Here is an 18,484-nt window from a genome sequence, read left to right on the forward strand (position 1 = left end):
GGCCGGACGACGTGCCGAAGGGGTGGATTACGCTCTGAGGCATGGCCGACGCACCGTACAAGCTGATCCTCCTCCGCCACGGCGAGAGCGAGTGGAACGCGAAGAACCTGTTCACCGGCTGGGTGGACGTCAACCTCAACGAGAAGGGCGAGAAGGAGGCGGTACGCGGTGGCGAGCTGCTGAAGGACGCCGATCTCCTGCCCGACGTGGTCCACACGTCCCTCCAGAAGCGCGCGATCCGCACGGCCCAGCTCTCGCTGGAGGCCGCGGACCGCCTCTGGATTCCCGTGGAGCGCAGCTGGCGCCTGAACGAGCGCCACTACGGCGCCCTCCAGGGCAAGGACAAGGCGGCGACGCTGGCCGAGTTCGGCGAGGAGCAGTTCATGCTCTGGCGCCGCTCGTACGACACCCCGCCGCCGCCGCTCCCCCGCGACGCGGAGTACTCCCAGTTCGACGACGCCCGCTACGCCGACCTCCCGCCGGAGATCCGTCCCCAGACGGAGTGCCTCAAGGACGTCGTCGAGCGGATGCTCCCCTACTGGTACGACGACATCGTCCCCGACCTCCTCGACGGCCGCACCGTCCTGGTCGCCGCCCACGGCAACTCCCTCCGCGCCCTGGTCAAGCACCTGGACGGCATCTCGGACGAGGACATCGCGGGCCTCAACATCCCGACCGGCATCCCGCTCTACTACGAGCTCGACGCCGACTTCAAGCCGATCACCCCCGGCGGCAAGTACCTCGACCCGGAGGCGGCCAAGGCCGCGATCGAGGCTGTGAAGAACCAGGGCAAGAAGAAGTAGGTTTTGCGATCACGCCCCCGACCTGCGCGTACGGCGCGGGGCGGGGGCGTTTTCACGGGCATCCGGGATGCGGTCCCCGCGCTCCCTGTGGGAGACCTCGTGACGGGTCAGGGTGGTGATGCCGGAGACGGCGCATGAACGCGTGGCCAGATCGCGCTGGGACAGGCCTCCCTCGGCCCCCTTCGCGGCCACTCCCCTCGAACGAGGACCCCGCTTACCTGATCGCAGACCGCTCACCCGATCAGGGAAGGCAGCCCCCGACGCCCCGACCGACCACCCGCCCCCGCCGAACCGGCCACCCCGGCTACACCGAGACGCTGCCACGGCAACCCGAGAGCGCTGGGCGGGCGCGGCGCTTAGTACGCATCGCGCTCACCACCCAGGACCTGTTACCAGCACCTTGCTGCGTCAGAGGCTCACGCCGGTCAACCGGCGTACGACCTGAACGACGTCCAGAACACGGGCGCCGGGGTCGGTGAGCACAACGTCATACGGCAAGTCGTCGCACACCAGCAAGAACACCCGTCGGTCATCACCACCGCGGCCTCTTCGCCGGTTCCGAGTACGATGCGCGGCCGGCGCTGGCAGGTCACCGCTTGGCCATCGGCGTAGCCCGACCGTCGGTTGGGTCCCGGACACCTTCTCCGGGCCGCCCCCGTACAGGCCGGGGATGTCAACCATTCCCTGCGGAGCTGGAACCCCCGGAAGCCGACCGCGCGTGAGTGACCCTAGCCCCGGGCACTGACAACTCGCACTGGCACAGGTCAGTCGAGCCATACGAGCATCGCGTCGCCCGCCGTCGCGGCCGCCTCGAAGAAGTGGGTCAGGCCGTCGTACCAATGGCGCCCCCACCCGAGCATCCCCACGTCCCACCCGAGGGGGTACACCTCGGCCCGCGTCAGCTCATCCGGGCTCACACCTTCGATGAGCTGGTCATAGGAGAAGGCGCGGAGCGTGTGCGCCGCCAGCTGGACATGCTCGGGGTGCAGGTATCGCGGGGGCCCGTACCCCCAGTCCTCCTCGGTGAACGTTTCCTCGCCGTGGATGATGTCCACGGGCATGCCGGTGCGGGCCAGCAGGAAGCGGATCAGGTCCCACGCCTTGTACGTGCTGAAGTGGCGGCTCGCCGTCGAGGGGCTCTCCGGCTGGTCTTCGGCTTCCCGGACCTCGTCCGCGTGCTCCAGCGCCCACTCGGGGTCCTGTACGGCCCGTGCGAGCTGGGCCGGTGTGACCCGCAGGTACTCGCCGATGATGCTCATGGCGGAAGAGTAGGCAGGGCCACTGACATGGCCACCGTCAAGGCTGACGTGGTGTGAGCGCCGGTGTGCGGCAGCATGGGGCCCGGCAAGGCCCCCGCAGGGCTCCGCGTACTCGGATGACGGGATGTCATGAACCACCCACAGCCCAGCGGCAGCGCCTGGCACCGCCCCATGCTCCCCCGCCCCAGCACCGAACGGCACCGCACCGCCACCGTCCTGGAGCTGTTCTTCGACCTCTGTTTCGTCACCGCCGTCGCCCAGACCGCCGCGGCCTTCGAGCATGAGCTGGCGGCCGGGAAGGTCGGGCACGGAGTGCTCGGGTACGTGCTCGTGTTCTTCGCCATCTGGTGGGCGTGGATGAACTTCACGTGGTTCGCCTCGGCCTACGACACCGACGACGTGCCGTACCGCCTGCTCACCCTCCTCCAGATCGCCGGTGCGCTGGTGCTGGCGGCGGGGGCGTCGAAGGCGCTGGAGGAGTACGACTTCACGGTCATCACCTACGGGTACGTCCTGATGCGGCTGGCCATGGTGAGCCAGTGGCTGCGCGCCGCCCGCAACGACCCGGAGCGGCGGCGGACGTGTCTGCGGTACGCGGTCGGCATCCTCGTCGTCCAGCTCGGCTGGGTCGCGCGGCTGTGGCTGCCGGACGGCGCCGGGCTGTGGTCGTTCCTCGTCCTCGTCGTCGCCGAACTCGCCGTCCCCGCCTGGGCGGAGCGCGCCGGACGCACCACCTGGCACCCGCACCACATCGCCGAGCGGTACGGCCTGTTCACCCTGATCGTCCTCGGCGAGTCCATCACCGCCGCGACCGCCACCGTCCGCGCCGCCCTCGACACCGAGGTCTCCCTCGGCGACATCGCCCCGCTCGTGGTCGGCGGCATCCTCACCGTCTTCGCCATGTGGTGGCTGTACTTCACCCAGAGCGCGGCCGAGAAGCTCAACTCCCTGGGTACGGCGCTCCGCTGGGGCTACGGCCACTACGTCGTCTACGCCTCCGCCGCGGCCGTAGCCGCCGGACTCGCCGTCGAGATCGCCCACCTCACGGGCCACGCGCACCCGAGCAGGCTGGCGGTCGCGGCCACCTACACGGTGCCGGTCGCGCTGTACGTCGCCGTACTAAGGCTGTTGCACCGAGGGGCCGCCAAGTTCGGTGTCCTGGACGGCATTTGGGCAGCGGGAGCCCTCGCTGTCCTCGCGGTCACCTTCACCCCGAGCCCGGTACTGGCCACCGGGTGCGTGATGTCGGTGCTCGTGGCGGCCGTCGTCGTGGTGTCGGGGCGGTCGGCCACGCGGGGCCGCGCCGAACGAACCGCCTGATCCGGACAGGTTCGGCCGGGGGGTGCCGTGAGCGGGCCGGATGGGCCACGCTGTTGCCGGTGGACACCATTCGCCGCGTGATCGTGGGGCTGGGAGCGGCGATGCTGCTCGTGCCGATCGCCGCCTGCTCCCAGGACCGTTCCGACACGGGGAAGCCCGCGCCGCGCGGTGCGGCGCCGTCACCGCACACGTCAGCCGCCGAGATGCCGCCGCCCGACGACCCGAGCCTGACCTCGGGGAGCGCGGTCAGGGAGTTCGGCACGGGCAAGAAGGGGGACGCGCTCCTCGTCGAGGTGCGATGCCGGGGCGAGGGGACGCTGAAGGTGGTCATACGCTCGGTGCGCGTGTCCTTCCCGGTGGAGTGTTCCGCCGGGAAGGACAGCACGATTCACGACGAGATGGCCGTGACGGGATCGGACCGCGCCGGGACCGTGGCCATCACCGCGCCGTCGGCGGTGCGGTGGTCACTGACCGTGCGCCATGGTGCGGCGGCACAGGCGGACCGGCCGGGCGTCGGCTGACCGGCGGCGCCGTCGTCCTCAGCCGCACTGGCAGGGCGCGCCCTGCTGGCAGCCGCAGCCGCAGCCCGAGCCACAGCCGCAGGCGGCCACCAGCGGGAGGCTCCTGGGCCGGGCGGCCTGTTCGGTATCGCGGTCCTGGGTGGGGTCGGGCGTGGTGCTCGGGGATTCGGGCATCGGTCCTCCTCGACACGGGGGCCAGGTGCCCCCGCCCATTTCATGCCCGCTCCACCGGGCGCATCAACGGCGCACAGATGCGCCCGCACGCCGCGAATCACCACCACGAGCCCCCTGGGCGCATGCTCCATGGCATGAACGCCGGCCAGGCAAGGCTTGGGCCGGTCCCGGCCAACTCGCGCCGGACGCGAGCCGGCTCAGCCCCCGGAGGTGCCCGTGCCCTCCTGCTGCTGGAGCTCGTCCGCGTGTTCGCCCGTCACCAGGTACACGACCCGCTTCGCGACGGCCACCGCGTGGTCCGCGTAGCGCTCGTAATAGCGGCCCAGCAGGGTGACGTCGACGGCCGTCTCGATGCCGTGCTTCCAGCGGTCGTCGATGAGGTGCTGGAAGAGGGTGCGGTGGAGGAGGTCCATCTCGTCGTCGTCCTGCTCCAGTTGGAGCGCGAGGTCGACGTCCTTGGTGATGATGACCTCCGCCGCCTTCGCCATCAGGCGCTGCGCGAGCTGGCCCATCTCCAGGATCGTCGCGTGCAGGTCCTGCGGGACCGCGCGCTCGGGGAACCGCAGCCGGGTCAGCTTGGCGACGTGCTGGGCGAGGTCGCCCGACCGCTCCAGGTCGGCCGACATCCGCAGCGAGGTGACGACGATGCGCAGGTCCGTCGCCACCGGCTGCTGCCGCGCCAGCAGGGCTATCGCGCGGGCCTCCAGGTCGTGCTGGAGCTCGTCGACCCGCTGGTCCGCCTCGATCACGCTCTCGGCCAGCTTCAGGTCGGCGTCCAGGATGGCGGTGGTGGCGCGCCCGATGGCGGAGCCGACCAGCCGGGCCATCTCCACCAGACCGTCGCCGATCGAGTCCAGTTCCTCGTGGTACGCGTCCCGCATCAGGTTCCCTCTCCTACTACGTGTCCTCGGGGGGCCGGATTCCGTGGCCGGTGCGAACCCCACGCTCCCACGTTCCGTCCCGTACGCGTCCGTTTCCGCCCGCACGAATGAACCATCACTGGATGGAAGGTGAACTCTGGGCGACGAGTGCCCGAGGTCGCACGACGGCGGCTGTGGTCAGGCCGCACGTCATGCCTAACCTTGAGCCATGGACGTGAACGCGGCGGTCGCCGCAGCGGCAGCGATCGCCGGTGTGCTCACCGGTGTCATCGCCATGCTGGCGTTCCGCTGGAGCGAGAGCGACCAGAAGCGCCCCACCCGCACCTCCCTGCACACCGACGCGGTGCTCCCGCCCGGCGTGGACACCGTGCTGTCGGTGCTCCGCTCCTCCGCGGTCGTCCTCGACGAGGCCGACGCCGTGGTCAAGGCCAGCTCCGCCGCGTACGCCCTGGGCCTCGTCCGGGGCGGCAAGCTCGCCGTGGAACCGATGCTCCAGATGGCGCGCGACACCCGGCGCGACGGGGAGATACGACAGGTCGAGCTGGACCTGCCGCGGCGCGGCACCGGCCGGGGCGAGGCCCTGGCCGTCTCCGCGCGCGTGGCCCCGCTCGGCTCCCGGCTGGTGCTGCTGCTGGTCGAGGACCTGACCGAGGCCCGTCGCATCGAGGCGGTACGCCGTGACTTCGTGGCCAATGTGAGCCACGAGCTGAAAACCCCTGTGGGAGCGCTCTCCCTGCTCTCCGAGGCAGTCATGGACGCCGCCGACGAGCCCGACGCCGTGCAGCGCTTCGCCGGGCGGATGCAGATCGAGGCGACCCGCCTGACCAACCTGGTCCAGGAGCTGATCGACCTCTCGCGGGTGCAGAACGACGACCCGCTGGAGGACGCCGAGCCGGTGCGCGTGGACGAGCTGGTCGCCGAGGCCGTCGACCGCTGCCGCCACCAGGCCGGCACCAAGCAGATCAACATGGCCACCGCGATCCAGGACCCGCCCGGCGCGGTACGGGCCGGGCTGCACGTCTGGGGCAACCGCGGCCAGCTCGCCGCCGCCCTGGGCAACCTGGTCGAGAACGCCGTCAACTACTCCCCGGCCCACACCCGCGTCGGCATCTCCGCGCGCCGGGTCTCCGCCCCCGGCGGCGACCTGATCGAACTCGCCGTCACCGACCAGGGCATCGGCATCTCCGACAAGGACAAGGAGCGCATCTTCGAGCGCTTCTACCGCGTCGACCCCGCCCGCTCGCGCGCCACCGGCGGCACCGGCCTCGGCCTCGCCATCGTCAAGCACGTGGTCGCCTCGCACGGCGGCGAGGTCACGGTCTGGAGCGCCGAGGGCCAGGGCTCCACCTTCACCCTGCGGCTGCCGGAGGCGGGCGTCGCCCGCGACCGCGCGGCCAGGCACCCGGAACTCGACGACGAGCCCGGGCCCGCCGATCAGTCCCCGTACGCTCCGCTTCCCTCCCCGGAGGTCCTTCCGTGACCCGAGTGCTCGTCGTCGAGGACGAGGAGTCCTTCTCCGACGCCCTGTCGTACATGCTGCGCAAGGAGGGCTTCGAGGTCGCCGTGGCCGCGACCGGCCCCGACGGCCTGGACGAGTTCGAGCGCAACGGCGCCGACCTGGTCCTGCTCGACCTGATGCTGCCGGGGCTGCCCGGCACCGAGGTGTGCCGCCAGTTGCGCGGCCGCTCCAACGTCCCGGTGATCATGGTGACCGCCAAGGACAGCGAGATCGACAAGGTCGTCGGCCTGGAGATAGGGGCCGACGACTACGTGACCAAGCCCTTCTCCTCGCGCGAGCTGGTCGCCCGTATCCGGGCCGTGCTGCGCAGGCGCGGCGAGCCGGAGGAGGTCACCCCGGCCGCGCTGGAGGCGGGCCCGGTCCGGATGGACGTCGACCGCCATGTGGTGACGGTGTCCGGGGCCAAGGTCGACCTGCCGCTGAAGGAGTTCGACCTGCTGGAGATGCTGCTGCGCAACGCGGGCCGGGTGCTGACCCGCATGCAGCTCATCGACCGGGTGTGGGGCGCCGACTACGTGGGGGACACCAAGACCCTCGACGTCCATGTGAAGCGGCTGCGCGCCAAGATCGAGCCCGACCCGGGCGCGCCGCGCTATCTGGTGACGGTGCGCGGGCTGGGCTACAAGTTCGAGCCGTAGGCCGCCAGGGCGGTCGGAACGTGAGTGAGGGTGGCACCCCGGCCCGGGGTGCCACCCTCACTCATGTCCGGGGCGTGCTCAGTTGCCCGCGGCCGCCGACTGCGACGCGGAGTCGCTCGGCTGGGCGGCGGGCGCCGAGGCCGACGCGGGGGCGCTCGCCTTGTCGCCCGCGGGCTTGTCGCCCGCGGACGGGCTGCCCGACGGCGAGGAGGTGGCGGCGGCCGGCGCGGACGGCACGTCGCTCGGGCCCCAGCCGCTGAAGAAGCTGGTCGCCGGGACGACGAAGGCGCGCAGGCTCACCGCGCCGGTCTTGCTGAAGGTGAAGGTGACCTTCTGCGCGTTGCCGTTCTGGACCGACTCGCGGCCGCTGGCCAGGACGGCGGAGGCGTTGTCCTTGCCGCCGATGACGAGACGGCCGTGCGCCGGGACGGTGAGCTGCTGGCCCTTGGCGGGCTTCAGCTCGACCTTCTCGTTGCTGCCCGCGACGGCGATCGACTGGAGCGTCTGGTCGGTCGAGCCGTCGTTGAACAGCGTGGCGGCGACGGCGGCCGGGCCGTTGGCCTTGGCGTCGGGCTGGGTGATGACCAGGGCGTTCTGGACCTTGATGGCCCCGACGCTGGTCGCCGCGTTGTCCGGCCTGATCTCCAGGGTCTGGGCGTTGTTTCCGGCGCCGCAGGCGGCGAGCGAGGCGATCGAGAAAGCGAGGACGGAGGCGGCGAGGGCGCCGCGTCGAAGGCTGCTGCTCACGGCGGCGGCAACTCCTTGAACGCAGGGGCGGCTTGTGTTGTAAAGCCACCTTAAGGATGTGTCAGCGCTCTCAGGCTACCGAGCCGTTCGCGCGGCGCCGCACCCGACCCTCCCCTGGCGTGCGGCTTCCGTCCTGCTGGGGGTACGTCGGGCGGCCGCCGATCACCGCCGGGGCGCTTTGCCGGAACGCGCGTCCGCCATTCGGAAAATCACCCGTGACGCCGTTGACGGCATCCCGGCGACACACCGCGACACTCCGGCCGACATTTCTGTGAAGGAATGCGCGCGTGTCCGGAATTGATCACCGCCGGGTGGCGTGATCAATTCCGGATTCGTCTCGTACCCGACTCCGGTCATCGAACAGGGGAGCGGAAGTCGTACGCTTGGAAGCGGGCAAACCGGTACATTCGGCAGATCGGAGCGGCTCTCCGGCGCGTGTGACGCACCTGTTTCACTCTGCACGCAGAGCCGCTCCCACCTGCGAATTCCCGGTTCCGCAGGTGGTCCGCAGCACGTTCGTGTCGCTGTTGTCAAGCCCCGAGATATGCTCTGACCTGCGAAAACGCCATTCAGAAGACGCCGTATCCGTGTTACCCTGGATAGCCACGGAAGGGGTACCTGTCACATGACGTTCAAGGTTGGCGACACCGTGGTCTATCCCCATCACGGGGCCGCGCTGATCGAGGCTATCGAAACTCGTCAGATCAAAGGCGTGGACAAGACCTACTTGGTGCTGAAGGTCGCCCAGGGCGACCTGACGGTACGTGTGCCAGCGGACAATGCGGAGTTCGTCGGCGTGCGTGATGTGGTCGGTCAGGACGGGCTGGAGCGGGTCTTCGAGGTGCTGCGCGCGCCGTACGCCGAGGAGCCCACGAACTGGTCGCGCCGCTACAAGGCAAATCTGGAGAAGCTCGCCTCCGGCGATGTCATCAAGGTCGCGGAAGTCGTGCGTGACCTGTGGCGTCGTGAGCGCGAGCGCGGACTCTCCGCCGGTGAGAAGCGCATGCTCGCCAAGGCCCGCCAGATCCTGGTGAGCGAGCTGGCCCTCGCGGAGAACACCAACGAGGACAAGGCCGAGGCGCTGCTGGACGAGGTACTCGCCTCCTAGACGCCTGGTGGGCGGCGTGCCGCGCCCGCTTTCAGGTCCAGCGCAGCAAAATGCCGTGGTGCCCGATGACACTCACCCTGTCGCCGGGCGCTGCGGCATATTCGTCCCCCCTGCCCGCCGCGCCTACCCCGCGCGGCTCGATGCACTCGATGCATTTTTCTTCGTCCCGCGACCCCGCTCCGGGGCTGACGACTCGACCGCGGTCACGGAAAGGGTCCGGTCAAGACGTCGCGCCCAGGGGCTCCTCCAGGCCATACCCACCGGGCCCGAGCACACAAACCTGACAGGAACCGATGTCTGACGAATCGCGTCCCGCGCCCGCCGAGCCGCGCCAGGACAGCCGTGTCGCCGCCGTGATCCCCGCCGCCGGCCGGGGCGTACGCCTCGGTCCGGGCGCCCCCAAGGCGCTCCGCGCGCTGAACGGCACGCCCATGCTGATCCACGCGATCCGCGCCCTGGCCGCCTCCCGGCACGTCTCCCTGGTGGTCGTCGTCGCCCCGCCGGAGGGCGCCGCCGAGGTCAAGTCGCTGCTGGACGCGCACGCGCTCCCCGACCGCACGGACTTCCTGGTCGTGCCCGGCGGGGAGAGCCGCCAGGAGTCGGTCCGCCTGGGCCTGGACGCCCTGCCCCCCGCCTACGACATCGTCCTCGTGCACGACGCCGCCCGCCCCCTCGTCCCCGTCGACACCGTGGACACGGTCGTCGAGGCGGTGCGCGACGGCGCCCCGGCCGTGGTCCCGGCGCTGCCGCTGGCCGACACGGTCAAGGAGGTCGAGCCCGCGGGCACCCCCGGCGAGCCCGAGCCGGTGCTCGGCACGCCCGAGCGGGCCCGGCTGCGCGCCGTGCAGACCCCGCAGGGTTTCGACCGCGCGACCCTGATCCGCGCCCACGACACCGTCACCGAGGACGTCACCGACGACGCGAGCATGGTCGAGCGGCTCGGCGCGCGGGTCGTGACCGTGCCCGGCCACGAGGAGGCGTTCAAGGTGACCCGGCCGCTGGACCTCGTCCTCGCGGAGGCGGTCCTCACCCGCAGGAGGCTCAACGATGGCTTCTGAGACCCCCGCCCAGGAGACCCCCGCCCGGGAGATCCCCGTGCTGCCCCAGGTCGGCATCGGCACCGACATCCACGCTTTCGAGGACGGCCGCGAGCTGTGGTGCGCCGGGCTCAAGTGGGAGGACTCCGGGCCGGGACTCGCCGGGCACTCCGACGCCGACGTGGTCGCGCACGCCGCCTGCAACGCGCTGTTCTCCGCCGCCGGGCTCGGTGACCTCGGACAGCACTTCGGCACCGGCCGGCCCGAGTGGACCGGCGCCTCCGGGGTCACCCTGCTCACCGAGGCCGCCCGGATCGTGCGGGAGGCGGGCTTCGCCATCGGCAACGTCGCCGTACAGGTCGTCGGCCCCCGCCCGAAGATCGGCAAGCGGCGGGACGAGGCGCAGCAGATCCTCGGCGCCGCCGCCGGAGCCCCGGTCTCCGTGTCCGGCGCGACCACCGACGGGCTCGGCTTCCCCGGCCGCGGCGAGGGGCTGATGGCCATCGCCACGGCGCTCGTGGTGCGCGTGTCGTAGGGGCGTGCGAGGGTACCCGCACAGCCACCGTCGATCGAGGAGGATCTTCATGTCCGCTGCCCTGTCCGACCGGCTCAAGTCCCTGCTGGACACACGCGTGTTCATCGTGGTCGGCACCGTCCAGCCCGACGGCAGCCCGCAGATGTCGCCGGTGTGGGTGAAGCGCGACGGGGACGACGTCCTCTTCTCCACCACGGTCGACCGGCGCAAGGAGCGGAACCTCAAGCGCGACCCGCGGGTCACCGTCGTCGTCATGGACCCGGAGAACCCCTACGAGTACGCCGAGATCCGCGGCACCGCCGAGCTGACCACCGAGGGCGGCCAGGCACTCATCGACGAGCTGTCCCTGAAGTACACCGGCAAGAAGTACGCCGAGTTCAACCCGGCCTCCGCCGACGACGCCGAGCGTGTCGTCGTCCGCATCACCCCGCGCAAGGTGGTCGGCAGCCTCTGAGAGGGCCGTTTTGCCGTCCGGGCGCATTGCATCGCAATGCGCCCACTACCCTGGTGGCGTGACCATTCGCCTGTACGACACCAGCGCCCGGCAGATCCGCGACTTCACCCCGGCCCAGCCGGGCTGTGTCTCGATCTACCTGTGTGGCGCCACCGTGCAGGCCGCACCGCACATCGGGCACATCCGCTCGGGCCTGAACTTCGACATCATGCGCCGCTGGTTCGCGTACCGCGGCTACGACGTGACGTTCATCCGCAACGTCACGGACATCGACGACAAGATCATCGCCAAGTCGCACGAGCAGAAGCGCCCCTGGTGGGCCATCGGGTACGAGAACGAGCGGGCGTTCAACGACGCCTACGACGCCCTCGGCTGCCTCCCGCCCACCTACGAGCCCCGCGCCACCGGCCACATCACCGAGATGATCGAGATGATGCAGGGCCTCATCGAGCGCGGCCACGCCTACGAGGCCGACGGCAACGTCTACTTCGACGTGCGCTCCTGGGGCGACTACCTGGAGCTGTCCCGGCAGGAGCTGGACAATCTGCTCCAGCCGTCCGGCGAGGGCGAGACCGGCAAGCGGGACCCGCGGGACTTCGCCATGTGGAAGTCGGTCAAGCCGGGCGAGCCGAGCTGGCCGACGCCCTGGGGACCCGGCCGCCCCGGCTGGCACCTGGAGTGCTCGGCCATGGCGCACAAGTACCTCGGCGACGTCTTCGACATCCACGGCGGCGGGCTGGACCTGATCTTCCCGCACCACGAGAACGAGATCGCCCAGGCCAAGGCGTTCGGCGACGACTTCGCCCGGTACTGGGTGCACAACGCCTGGGTGACCATGGCGGGCGACAAGATGTCCAAGTCGCTCGGCAACAGCGTGCTGGTCTCCGAGATGGTCAAGCAGTGGCGTCCCATCGTCCTGCGCTACTACCTCGGCACCCCGCACTACCGCTCGATGATCGAGTACAGCGAGGAGGCGCTGCGGGAGGCCGAGATCGCGTTCGCGCGCATCGAGGGCTTCATCCAGCGCGCGCTGGAGAAGGCCGGCGGCGAGGTCGAACCGGCCGCCGAGGTGCCGCCCGCCTTCGCCGAGGCGATGGACGACGACCTGGGCGTGCCGCAGGCCCTCGCCGTCGTGCACACCACCGTCCGGCAGGGCAACAGCGCGCTGGCCGCCGACGACAAGGAAGCGGCCGTCGCCCGCCTCGCCGAGGTCCGCGCCATGCTCGGCGTCCTCGGTCTCGACCCGCTGGACCCCCAGTGGGCCGGTGAGGGCGGCGAGCGCGGCGAAGACCTCCACGGTGTGGTGGACAGCCTGGTCCGGCTCGTCCTGGAGCAGCGCGAGTCCGCCCGCGGCCGCAAGGACTGGGCCACCGCCGACGCCATCCGCGACCAGCTCGGACAGTCCGGCCTGGTCGTCGAGGACAGCCCGCAGGGCCCGCGCTGGAGCATCGGCCCGCGCTAGGCCCGGCCCACGGCGGGCTTGATCGAATGTGCCGCCCGGCCATCCGGGCGGCACACTGCATACATACGTACGAACGCTCACGGAGACGGGTAACTCATGGCGAACAACCGCCGCATGTCCGGCAAGAAGGGTGCCCAGATCGGCAGCGGCGGCCAGCGGCGCCGTGGCCTGGAGGGCAAGGGCCCCACGCCTCCCGCCGAGGCGCGCAAGGGCCACGCCAAGCAGCGCGCCGCCGCCGCCAAGGTCCGCCGCGCCCAGGGCCGCCCCCAGCCGCGCAAGGGCGCCGGCCGCTCCACCTCCGAGCTGGTCGTCGGCCGCAACCCGGTGTACGAGGCACTGCGCGACGGCGTGCCCGCCACCATGCTCTACGTCCAGCAGTTCATCGACAACGACGAGCGCGTCCGCGAGGCCCTGCAGCTCGCCGCCGAGCGCGGCAACATCCACCTCATGGAGGCCCCGCGCCCCGAGCTGGACCGCATGACGAACGGCCTGAACCACCAGGGCCTCGTCCTCCAGGTCCCGCCGTACGAGTACGCGCACCCCGAGGACCTGGCCGCGGCCGCCTACGACAAGGGCGAGGACCCGCTGATCGTCGCCCTCGACGGCGTCACCGACCCGCGCAACCTCGGCGCCGTCGTCCGCTCGGTCTCCGCCTTCGGCGGGCACGGCGTGGTCGTGCCCGAGCGCCGCTCGGCCGGGATGAGCGCCGGTGCCTGGAAGTCGTCGGCCGGTGCGGCCGCGCGTACGCCGGTCGCCCGGGCCACCAACCTCACCCGGACCCTGGAGCAGTACAAGAAGGCCGGGATCACCGTGGTCGGCCTGGCCGCCGACGGCGAGGCCGAGGTGGGCGACCTGGCGGCGCTGTCCGGCCCGGTCGTCGTCGTGGTCGGCAGCGAGGGCAAGGGCCTCTCCCGGCTGGTCGGCGAGACCTGCGACCACCGGGTGCGCATCCCCATGCCAGGTGGCGCGGAGTCCCTCAACGCCGGTGTCGCGGCCGGTGTGGTGCTGTACGAGGCGTCCCGCCGCCGCTCCTGAACGGCCGTTCGGCACTTCCCCCGGATGCGGTAATTCCGGGGGGAGCCCGGCGTTCACGACGACTTTGACGCGGCCCGGACACATCGGGCCGGTCAAAGCAGTGTCCTAACTCGGCGTCACTCGGTTAGATGAGTGTGGACACCAGAACACCCCGCACGCCCACGGGTGACCGCTCGTCGGGCTTCGACGAGGTTCCCGCGCTGAGCATGGTGAAGGTGCCGAGCGATCCGGCGCAGGTCATCGTCAATCACGCCAGCTTCCGCGTGCAGCTGGGGTCGGCGGGCAGGCGCGCCCAATCCCCGAGAATCGCCCGGCATCTGAGCGCCGCCCAGGACACCTCCCGCATGTCCGCCGCGGGCACGGCGGGCGCGGCCACGGGTCGGCGCCGTCCGGTCGTCTGGAGCGGCCGGTCCGCGCCCGACGACACCGGCACCCACCGTCTGCTCCAGGCCGTCCGGGGCAGCAGCGTCCGCCACCCCGACGAACCGGCGGGCGCCACCCAGGTCATCCCGCGCCTCGACCCGGACCACACCGGCTACGCGGACGCCTACGACCGGCTCGACGCGACCGTCGAGACCCCGGTCCTCGGCCCCCAGCGCACCGGCCCCGACGGCGGCACCCGGCTGCTGCCGCACATGCGCCCCGTCGGCAGCGCCTACGACGAGCCGTCGTACGGTGACGCGTCGTACGGCGACGCGTCGTACGGGGGTGCGGGTCACAGCGAATCGCCGTACGCGGACGACGAGTTCGACCCCGACGAGCCGCCCGTCCGGCCCGCCGGCGGCCGGGCCGCCCGGCGCCACGGCGACGACCTGGCGCGGCACGCGTACTACCCCGGCCGCCGGATGAACCTCGGCGTCGTCCTGCTCCCGCTGCGCGTCTTCCTCGGCTTCATCTCCGCCTACGCGGGGATGGGCAAGCTGTGCGACCCCGTCTACTTCGACGGCGGCGAGCGCGGCTCGATGGTCAAGTGGCTCAACACCCTGCACCCGTGGGACGTGGCCGAGCCGCTGCGCCAGTTCGCGCTGCACCACCCGGTGGGCTCCGGGCTGGTCATCGCCTTCCTCCAGGTCCTGGTCGGCGTGCTGACCATCCTCGGCTGCTGGCAGCGGGTCGCCGCCGCGGTGGGCGCGCTGCTCTCGGCCGCGCTCATCGTCACCGTCAGCTGGAAGACGGTCCCGGCCTACGACGCGCCCGACATCATCTACCTGGCCGCCTGGTCCCCGCTGGTCATCGCGGGCGCCCCGGTCTACTCCGTGGACGGCAGGCTCGCGGGCAGCGCCTGGCGCGTCCTCGGCCCGCGCGCCGCGCTGTGGGACCTGCGCCGGTACGTACTGCGCCGGGGCGCGCTGATCACGGGCATCACGGTCGGTCTGACCCTGCTCGTCGGCTCGCTGCTCGGCGGTGCGGTACGCGACTCGAGCCGGGTGGTCGTGCCCGGTCCCGGTGAGGCGCCGCGCAACAACCAGCCGGGCTCGCCGCTGCCCTCGGAGCCCGGTGCCCCGCGCAGGCAGGCCAGCCCGTCCGCGTCCAGCTCGCCCACGGGCAGCGCCTCGGCCGGGGCGAGCCCGTCCGGCGCGGCGGGCACCCCGGGCGCGGGCCGCACGGCCGGTACGGCTCCGGCCGCGCCCAGCCAGACCCAGGGCACCACGGGCCAGGCCCCGCCGCAGCGGACCGCCCCGACCACGGGTGGCGGCGGCGCCCCCAGCACCACGGCGGGCCCGACCAGCGCGGGCGGGACCGCGACGGGCGGCACCGGCTCGGGCACCTCGGGCGGCGGCACCGAGTCCGGCGGCGGTACCGAGTCGGGTGGCGCCTCCACCGGCCAGCCCGGCCTGGTGGGCGGCCTGTTCGGCAACAACTGACCCGCCCCACGCCAAGGGCCCCGTACCTCGCGGTGAGGTACGGGGCCCTTCGGCGTGTGCTCGTCAGGCGCGGTCGGCGTCCAGTTCCTTGGCGGCCTCGGTGAGGTCCTTGACGGTGTCGATGGCCCGCCAGTAGGAGCCCTGCGGCAGCGGGAACCCGGCGAGCTTGCGCTCACGGGCCAGGCGGGGGAACGTGGCGCGCTCGTGGTCGCCCCGGTCGGGCAGCAGGTCGCGGAACTCGGGGGAGAAGACGTACACACCGGCGTTGATCTCGACGGTGGACGGCGGGGCCTCGATGAAGTCGGTGATGTGCCCGAAGCCGTCCGTGCGCACGGCGCCCCACGGGATGCGCGGCCGGGCCAGCGCGAGGGTGGCGACCGCGTCCCGCTCGGTGTGGAAGTCGGCCATGTCCCGCAGGGAGAAACGGGTCCAGATGTCGCCGTTGGTGGCGTACCAGGGCCGGTCGGGGCGGGGGAGACGCGCGGCGGCGTACTTCAGGCCGCCGCCGCGGCCGAGCGGCTCGGTCTCCACGACGGTGGTGACGGACAGCGGCAGATCGGCCGTGGCCAGCCACTTCTCGAGAACCTCGGCGAGATGGCCGCAGGAGACCACCACGTCGGTGACGCCCTCTTCGGCCAGCCAGTTCAGCTGGTGGCCGATGATCGGGGTGCCCGTGCCGGGGATCTCGACCATCGGCTTGGGCCGGTCGTCCGTGTAGGGACGCAGCCGGGAACCCTGGCCACCGGCCAGGACGACGGCTTGAGTGGGGCGCGACGCGACGTTCGGATGGGTCATGCCCCGAACTGTACGTGGCGCCCCGGCCGACGCCAGGGGCACGACAGGCCGCCTGCGCTCGCGCGGGTGGTGCGGTGGGCTGTGGGTGGGGCGGCTGTGTGGCGGCCGTACATGTGCGGGCGAGCCACGTGCTGGCAGCCCGTGTGCGGGCAGGGCGGGCGAGCAGCCCATGTGTGGGCAGCCTGTGTGGTGGGCGGCTACGTGCCGGTCGGCTATGTGGCAGTCACCTATGTGCGTGGCAGCCGTGTGCCGACCAGCCGTGTGCTGGTCGGCCATGTGTGGGGTCGACCCATGTGCGGGCGAGCCATGTGCCGACCAGCTACGTGCTGAGCCCCCATGTGCCGACCCGCCATGTGCCGACCCGCCACGTGCCCACCGGCCACATACCGATCAACTATGTGCCGCCAGCACGCCCGTAGCGAAGGACGTGTCGCACACCGGGCGGGCGTAGGACTGGGCGCGGGAGGCGCCGTAGAGGCGGACCGCGGCGCGGCCCAGGGTGCGGGCGATCGAGGTGCAGTGCTCGGCGAGCGCCGGGTGGCCGTTGACCGCCTGCTGGAGGTGGGTGAGGACCACGCCGGGGTTCTTGTCCTGAAGCTCGGTCAGCAGCCGGTCGCGCAGGACGTCCTGGGGCGCCGCCTTCTTGGCGGTGACCGTACGGGCGGTACCGGCCTTGGCGGGGGCCTGGGCCGGGGCGACGTCCGAGGCGGTGAGCACCGAGCCTTCGGAGTCCCCGGACCAGTTGACCCGGGTGACCGCGAGGGTTCCGGAGAGCACCAGGACGACGGGCAGGACGAGGGCGAGAGTGCGGCCGATCCGGCGGGCAGGGCCGCCCCGGTGGCCGCGTCGCGTCTGAGGGGTGGTGGAGTGCGTCACGCGAGTGAGGGTAGCGCCCGGTGATGATTTGGCGACATTTAGTCACCCTTACGGGGGATGAAGTCGTGCGGCTTTCTGGGTAGGGGGTTGACGTCGGCCGCCCGAATTGATCCCTGTGCCGGGATATCCGCCCAACCGTGCCGGGTGTGCGGAAGGGGGCCCCGCGGGACCCCCTTCCTGTGAACTGCCTGTGTGCTCCGGTCAGTCGGAGAGGCGCTCGCCCGTGGAGGTCGAGAACACGTGGATCTCGCCCGGCCGCGGTACGACGTGCAGCGTGGAGCCCTTCTCCGGCACCTGGCGGCCGTTCACCCGGACGACGAGGTCCCGGACGTCGCTGCCGACCTCGACGGCGCCGTAGACGTAACCGTCGGCGCCCAGCTCCTCGACGACGTTCACCGCGACGGCGAGACCGGCCGGGGCGTCGGCGCTGTCCTTGGTCAGCGCGGTGGCTGCCGCGCCGCCGCCCAGCTCGACCACGTCGAAGTGCTCGGGGCGGACGCCGACCGTCACGGTGGTGTCGCCCCGGTCCGCGGCGGCCGAGAGCGCGTCCCGGCCGACCGGCACCACGCTGTTGCCGAACTTCACGCCGCCGTCGGTGATCGGCACCTCGACCAGGTTCATCGCGGGGGAGCCGATGAAGCCCGCGACGAAGAGGTTGGCGGGGCGGTCGTACATGTTGCGCGGGGTGTCGACCTGCTGGAGCAGGCCGTCCTTCAGCACGGCCACCCGGTCGCCCATCGTCATGGCCTCGACCTGGTCGTGGGTGACGTAGACGGTGGTGGTGCCCAGGCGCCGCTGGAGGGAGGCGATCTGGGTGCGGGTGGAGACGCGGAGCTTGGCGTCCAGGTTGGACAGCGGCTCGTCCATGAGGAAGACCTGCGGCTCGCGGACGATGGCGCGGCCCATGGCGACACGCTGGCGCTGACCGCCGGAGAGGGCCTTCGGCTTGCGGTCCAGGTACTCGGTGAGGTCGAGGATCTTGGCGGCCTCCTCGACCTTCGCCCGGATGTCCGACTTGTTGACGCCCGCGATCTTCAGGGCGAAGCCCATGTTGTCGGCGACCGTCATGTGCGGGTACAGGGCGTAGTTCTGGAACACCATGGCGATGTCCCGGTCCTTGGGCGGCAGGTGGGTGACATCGCGGTCGCCGATGCGGATGGCGCCGCCGTTGACGTCCTCGAGCCCCGCGAGCATGCGGAGCGAGGTGGACTTGCCGCAGCCGGACGGGCCGACGAGGACGAGGAACTCGCCGTCCTCGATGGCGATCTCCAGGGCGTCGACGGCGGGCTTGGTCGCCCCCGGATAGATCCGGGTCGCCTTGTCGAACGTGACAGTGGCCATGGTGAGGGGCCCCCTTCTACCGGCAGGAACGTGCCGGACGATCCGTTGTAGGAAGGTGGTTCGGGTGGTTCACCCAGGTGAACCAGCTCAGGACCGTACCCGCCGCTCACCTGC

At 71.7% G+C, this 18,484-nt stretch carries 19 protein-coding genes; 12 read left to right on the plus strand and 7 right to left on the minus strand.

Features of this window, described 5'->3' with window-relative positions; translation table 11 throughout:
- The first annotated feature begins 41 nt into the window (after positions 1–41).
- Positions 42–803 carry a phosphoglyceromutase gene (locus tag ACIPPM_RS25025; protein WP_401451687.1) on the plus strand — a complete coding sequence of 254 codons (762 nt, stop codon included), beginning with the start codon at positions 42–44 and terminating at the stop codon, positions 801–803.
- A gap of 764 nt (positions 804–1,567) precedes the next feature.
- Here ACIPPM_RS25025 and ACIPPM_RS25030 read toward each other — a convergent pair.
- On the minus strand, positions 1,568–2,062 hold the full coding sequence (locus ACIPPM_RS25030; RefSeq protein WP_401451689.1) for a YfbM family protein: 495 nt from the start codon (positions 2,060–2,062) through the stop codon (positions 1,568–1,570).
- A 129-nt stretch (positions 2,063–2,191) separates the two neighbouring features.
- On the opposite strand from ACIPPM_RS25030, the gene ACIPPM_RS25035 reads away from it, so the two are divergent.
- Both ACIPPM_RS25035 and ACIPPM_RS25040 read left to right on the plus strand, forming a co-directional pair.
- A complete protein-coding gene (locus ACIPPM_RS25035) occupies positions 2,192–3,382 on the plus strand; it encodes a low temperature requirement protein A (protein ID WP_401451691.1) in 1,191 nt (396 codons plus the stop codon).
- Positions 3,383–3,441: 59 nt separating this feature from the next.
- The gene (locus ACIPPM_RS25040) at positions 3,442–3,903 is read left to right on the plus strand and encodes a hypothetical protein (RefSeq protein WP_401451693.1); all 462 of its coding nucleotides are present in this window, start codon (positions 3,442–3,444) and stop codon (positions 3,901–3,903) included.
- Positions 3,904–3,921: 18 nt separating this feature from the next.
- Here ACIPPM_RS25040 and ACIPPM_RS25045 read toward each other — a convergent pair whose 3' ends face one another.
- Together ACIPPM_RS25045 and phoU are read right to left on the minus strand one after the other, a co-directional pair.
- Positions 3,922–4,077 carry a hypothetical protein gene (locus ACIPPM_RS25045; protein WP_389005227.1) on the minus strand — a complete coding sequence of 52 codons (156 nt, stop codon included), beginning with the start codon at positions 4,075–4,077 and terminating at the stop codon, positions 3,922–3,924.
- Positions 4,078–4,274: 197 nt separating this feature from the next.
- Positions 4,275–4,958, minus strand: a complete 684-nt coding sequence (gene phoU / locus ACIPPM_RS25050) for a phosphate signaling complex protein PhoU (RefSeq protein ID WP_393605832.1) — start codon at positions 4,956–4,958, stop codon at positions 4,275–4,277.
- A gap of 208 nt (positions 4,959–5,166) precedes the next feature.
- Between phoU and ACIPPM_RS25055 the strand changes: the two genes are divergently transcribed.
- Together ACIPPM_RS25055 and ACIPPM_RS25060 are read left to right on the plus strand one after the other, a co-directional pair.
- On the plus strand, positions 5,167–6,438 hold the full coding sequence (locus tag ACIPPM_RS25055) for a sensor histidine kinase (RefSeq protein WP_393594719.1): 1,272 nt from the start codon (positions 5,167–5,169) through the stop codon (positions 6,436–6,438).
- Positions 6,435–7,115: a response regulator transcription factor gene (locus ACIPPM_RS25060; protein ID WP_031183999.1), complete on the plus strand. Its 681-nt coding sequence runs from the start codon at positions 6,435–6,437 to the stop codon at positions 7,113–7,115. The genes ACIPPM_RS25055 and ACIPPM_RS25060 overlap by 4 nt, the downstream gene beginning before the upstream one ends.
- 78 nt (positions 7,116–7,193) lie before the next feature.
- Here ACIPPM_RS25060 and ACIPPM_RS25065 read toward each other — a convergent pair whose 3' ends face one another.
- Entirely contained in the window at positions 7,194–7,862 is a 669-nt protein-coding gene (locus ACIPPM_RS25065; RefSeq protein WP_401451697.1) for a DUF461 domain-containing protein, read from the minus strand.
- 625 nt (positions 7,863–8,487) lie between these two features.
- Here ACIPPM_RS25065 and ACIPPM_RS25070 point away from each other — a divergent pair.
- From ACIPPM_RS25070 to ACIPPM_RS25100, 7 genes are all read left to right on the plus strand, one after another.
- Positions 8,488–8,970: a CarD family transcriptional regulator gene (locus tag ACIPPM_RS25070; protein ID WP_050374646.1), complete on the plus strand. Its 483-nt coding sequence runs from the start codon at positions 8,488–8,490 to the stop codon at positions 8,968–8,970.
- A 293-nt stretch (positions 8,971–9,263) separates the two neighbouring features.
- The gene (ispD, locus tag ACIPPM_RS25075; RefSeq protein WP_401451700.1) at positions 9,264–10,028 is read left to right on the plus strand and encodes a 2-C-methyl-D-erythritol 4-phosphate cytidylyltransferase; all 765 of its coding nucleotides are present in this window, start codon (positions 9,264–9,266) and stop codon (positions 10,026–10,028) included.
- Complete coding sequence (gene ispF, locus ACIPPM_RS25080; RefSeq protein ID WP_401451702.1) at positions 10,018–10,542, plus strand: 2-C-methyl-D-erythritol 2,4-cyclodiphosphate synthase; 525 nt, start codon at positions 10,018–10,020, stop codon at positions 10,540–10,542. Before ispD ends, ispF begins: the two co-directional genes overlap by 11 nt.
- A gap of 49 nt (positions 10,543–10,591) precedes the next feature.
- Positions 10,592–10,996 carry a PPOX class F420-dependent oxidoreductase gene (locus ACIPPM_RS25085; protein WP_401451705.1) on the plus strand — a complete coding sequence of 135 codons (405 nt, stop codon included), beginning with the start codon at positions 10,592–10,594 and terminating at the stop codon, positions 10,994–10,996.
- Between the two features lie 58 nt (positions 10,997–11,054).
- Positions 11,055–12,458 (plus strand): cysteine--tRNA ligase, encoded by a 1,404-nt coding sequence (cysS, locus tag ACIPPM_RS25090; RefSeq protein ID WP_401451707.1) that lies wholly within the window; start codon positions 11,055–11,057, stop codon positions 12,456–12,458.
- Between the two features lie 96 nt (positions 12,459–12,554).
- The gene (gene rlmB, locus ACIPPM_RS25095) at positions 12,555–13,493 is read left to right on the plus strand and encodes a 23S rRNA (guanosine(2251)-2'-O)-methyltransferase RlmB (RefSeq protein WP_393594732.1); all 939 of its coding nucleotides are present in this window, start codon (positions 12,555–12,557) and stop codon (positions 13,491–13,493) included.
- A 128-nt stretch (positions 13,494–13,621) separates the two neighbouring features.
- Positions 13,622–15,358 carry a DoxX family protein gene (locus ACIPPM_RS25100; RefSeq protein WP_401451709.1) on the plus strand — a complete coding sequence of 579 codons (1,737 nt, stop codon included), beginning with the start codon at positions 13,622–13,624 and terminating at the stop codon, positions 15,356–15,358.
- Positions 15,359–15,421: 63 nt separating this feature from the next.
- On the opposite strand, the gene ACIPPM_RS25105 is transcribed toward ACIPPM_RS25100, so the two are convergent.
- The 3 genes from ACIPPM_RS25105 to ACIPPM_RS25115 form a co-directional block, all read right to left on the minus strand.
- Positions 15,422–16,153 carry an NDP-sugar synthase gene (locus ACIPPM_RS25105; protein ID WP_393594736.1) on the minus strand — a complete coding sequence of 244 codons (732 nt, stop codon included), beginning with the start codon at positions 16,151–16,153 and terminating at the stop codon, positions 15,422–15,424.
- A gap of 390 nt (positions 16,154–16,543) precedes the next feature.
- Positions 16,544–17,029, minus strand: coding sequence for a hypothetical protein (locus tag ACIPPM_RS25110; protein WP_401451711.1), 486 nt, complete (start codon positions 17,027–17,029; stop codon positions 16,544–16,546).
- Positions 17,030–17,230: 201 nt separating this feature from the next.
- Positions 17,231–18,370: an ABC transporter ATP-binding protein gene (locus tag ACIPPM_RS25115; protein WP_401451714.1), complete on the minus strand. Its 1,140-nt coding sequence runs from the start codon at positions 18,368–18,370 to the stop codon at positions 17,231–17,233.
- Between the last annotated feature and the right edge of the window lie 114 nt (positions 18,371–18,484).

Origin of the sequence: Streptomyces sp. NPDC090119, from assembly GCF_044747085.1 — a bacterium.
Classification (GTDB): Bacteria; Actinomycetota; Actinomycetes; order Streptomycetales; family Streptomycetaceae; genus Streptomyces.

What these genes read in the sequence shown, in the direction of transcription:
- ACIPPM_RS25055 (WP_393594719.1), top strand. Translation starts at nt 5,167, where the DNA reads ATGGACGTGAACGCGGCGGTCGCCGCAGCGGCAGCGATCGCCGGTGTG.
- ACIPPM_RS25045 (WP_389005227.1), bottom strand. Translation starts at nt 4,077, where the DNA reads ATGCCCGAATCCCCGAGCACCACGCCCGACCCCACCCAGGACCGCGAT.
- ACIPPM_RS25030 (WP_401451689.1), bottom strand. Translation starts at nt 2,062, where the DNA reads ATGAGCATCATCGGCGAGTACCTGCGGGTCACACCGGCCCAGCTCGCA.
- ACIPPM_RS25070 (WP_050374646.1), top strand. Translation starts at nt 8,488, where the DNA reads ATGACGTTCAAGGTTGGCGACACCGTGGTCTATCCCCATCACGGGGCC.
- ACIPPM_RS25035 (WP_401451691.1), top strand. Translation starts at nt 2,192, where the DNA reads ATGAACCACCCACAGCCCAGCGGCAGCGCCTGGCACCGCCCCATGCTC.
- phoU (WP_393605832.1), bottom strand. Translation starts at nt 4,958, where the DNA reads ATGCGGGACGCGTACCACGAGGAACTGGACTCGATCGGCGACGGTCTG.
- ACIPPM_RS25105 (WP_393594736.1), bottom strand. Translation starts at nt 16,153, where the DNA reads ATGACCCATCCGAACGTCGCGTCGCGCCCCACTCAAGCCGTCGTCCTG.
- ACIPPM_RS25025 (WP_401451687.1), top strand. Translation starts at nt 42, where the DNA reads ATGGCCGACGCACCGTACAAGCTGATCCTCCTCCGCCACGGCGAGAGC.
- ACIPPM_RS25100 (WP_401451709.1), top strand. Translation starts at nt 13,622, where the DNA reads ATGAGTGTGGACACCAGAACACCCCGCACGCCCACGGGTGACCGCTCG.
- ispF (WP_401451702.1), top strand. Translation starts at nt 10,018, where the DNA reads ATGGCTTCTGAGACCCCCGCCCAGGAGACCCCCGCCCGGGAGATCCCC.
- ACIPPM_RS25085 (WP_401451705.1), top strand. Translation starts at nt 10,592, where the DNA reads ATGTCCGCTGCCCTGTCCGACCGGCTCAAGTCCCTGCTGGACACACGC.
- rlmB (WP_393594732.1), top strand. Translation starts at nt 12,555, where the DNA reads ATGGCGAACAACCGCCGCATGTCCGGCAAGAAGGGTGCCCAGATCGGC.
- ACIPPM_RS25115 (WP_401451714.1), bottom strand. Translation starts at nt 18,370, where the DNA reads ATGGCCACTGTCACGTTCGACAAGGCGACCCGGATCTATCCGGGGGCG.
- ispD (WP_401451700.1), top strand. Translation starts at nt 9,264, where the DNA reads ATGTCTGACGAATCGCGTCCCGCGCCCGCCGAGCCGCGCCAGGACAGC.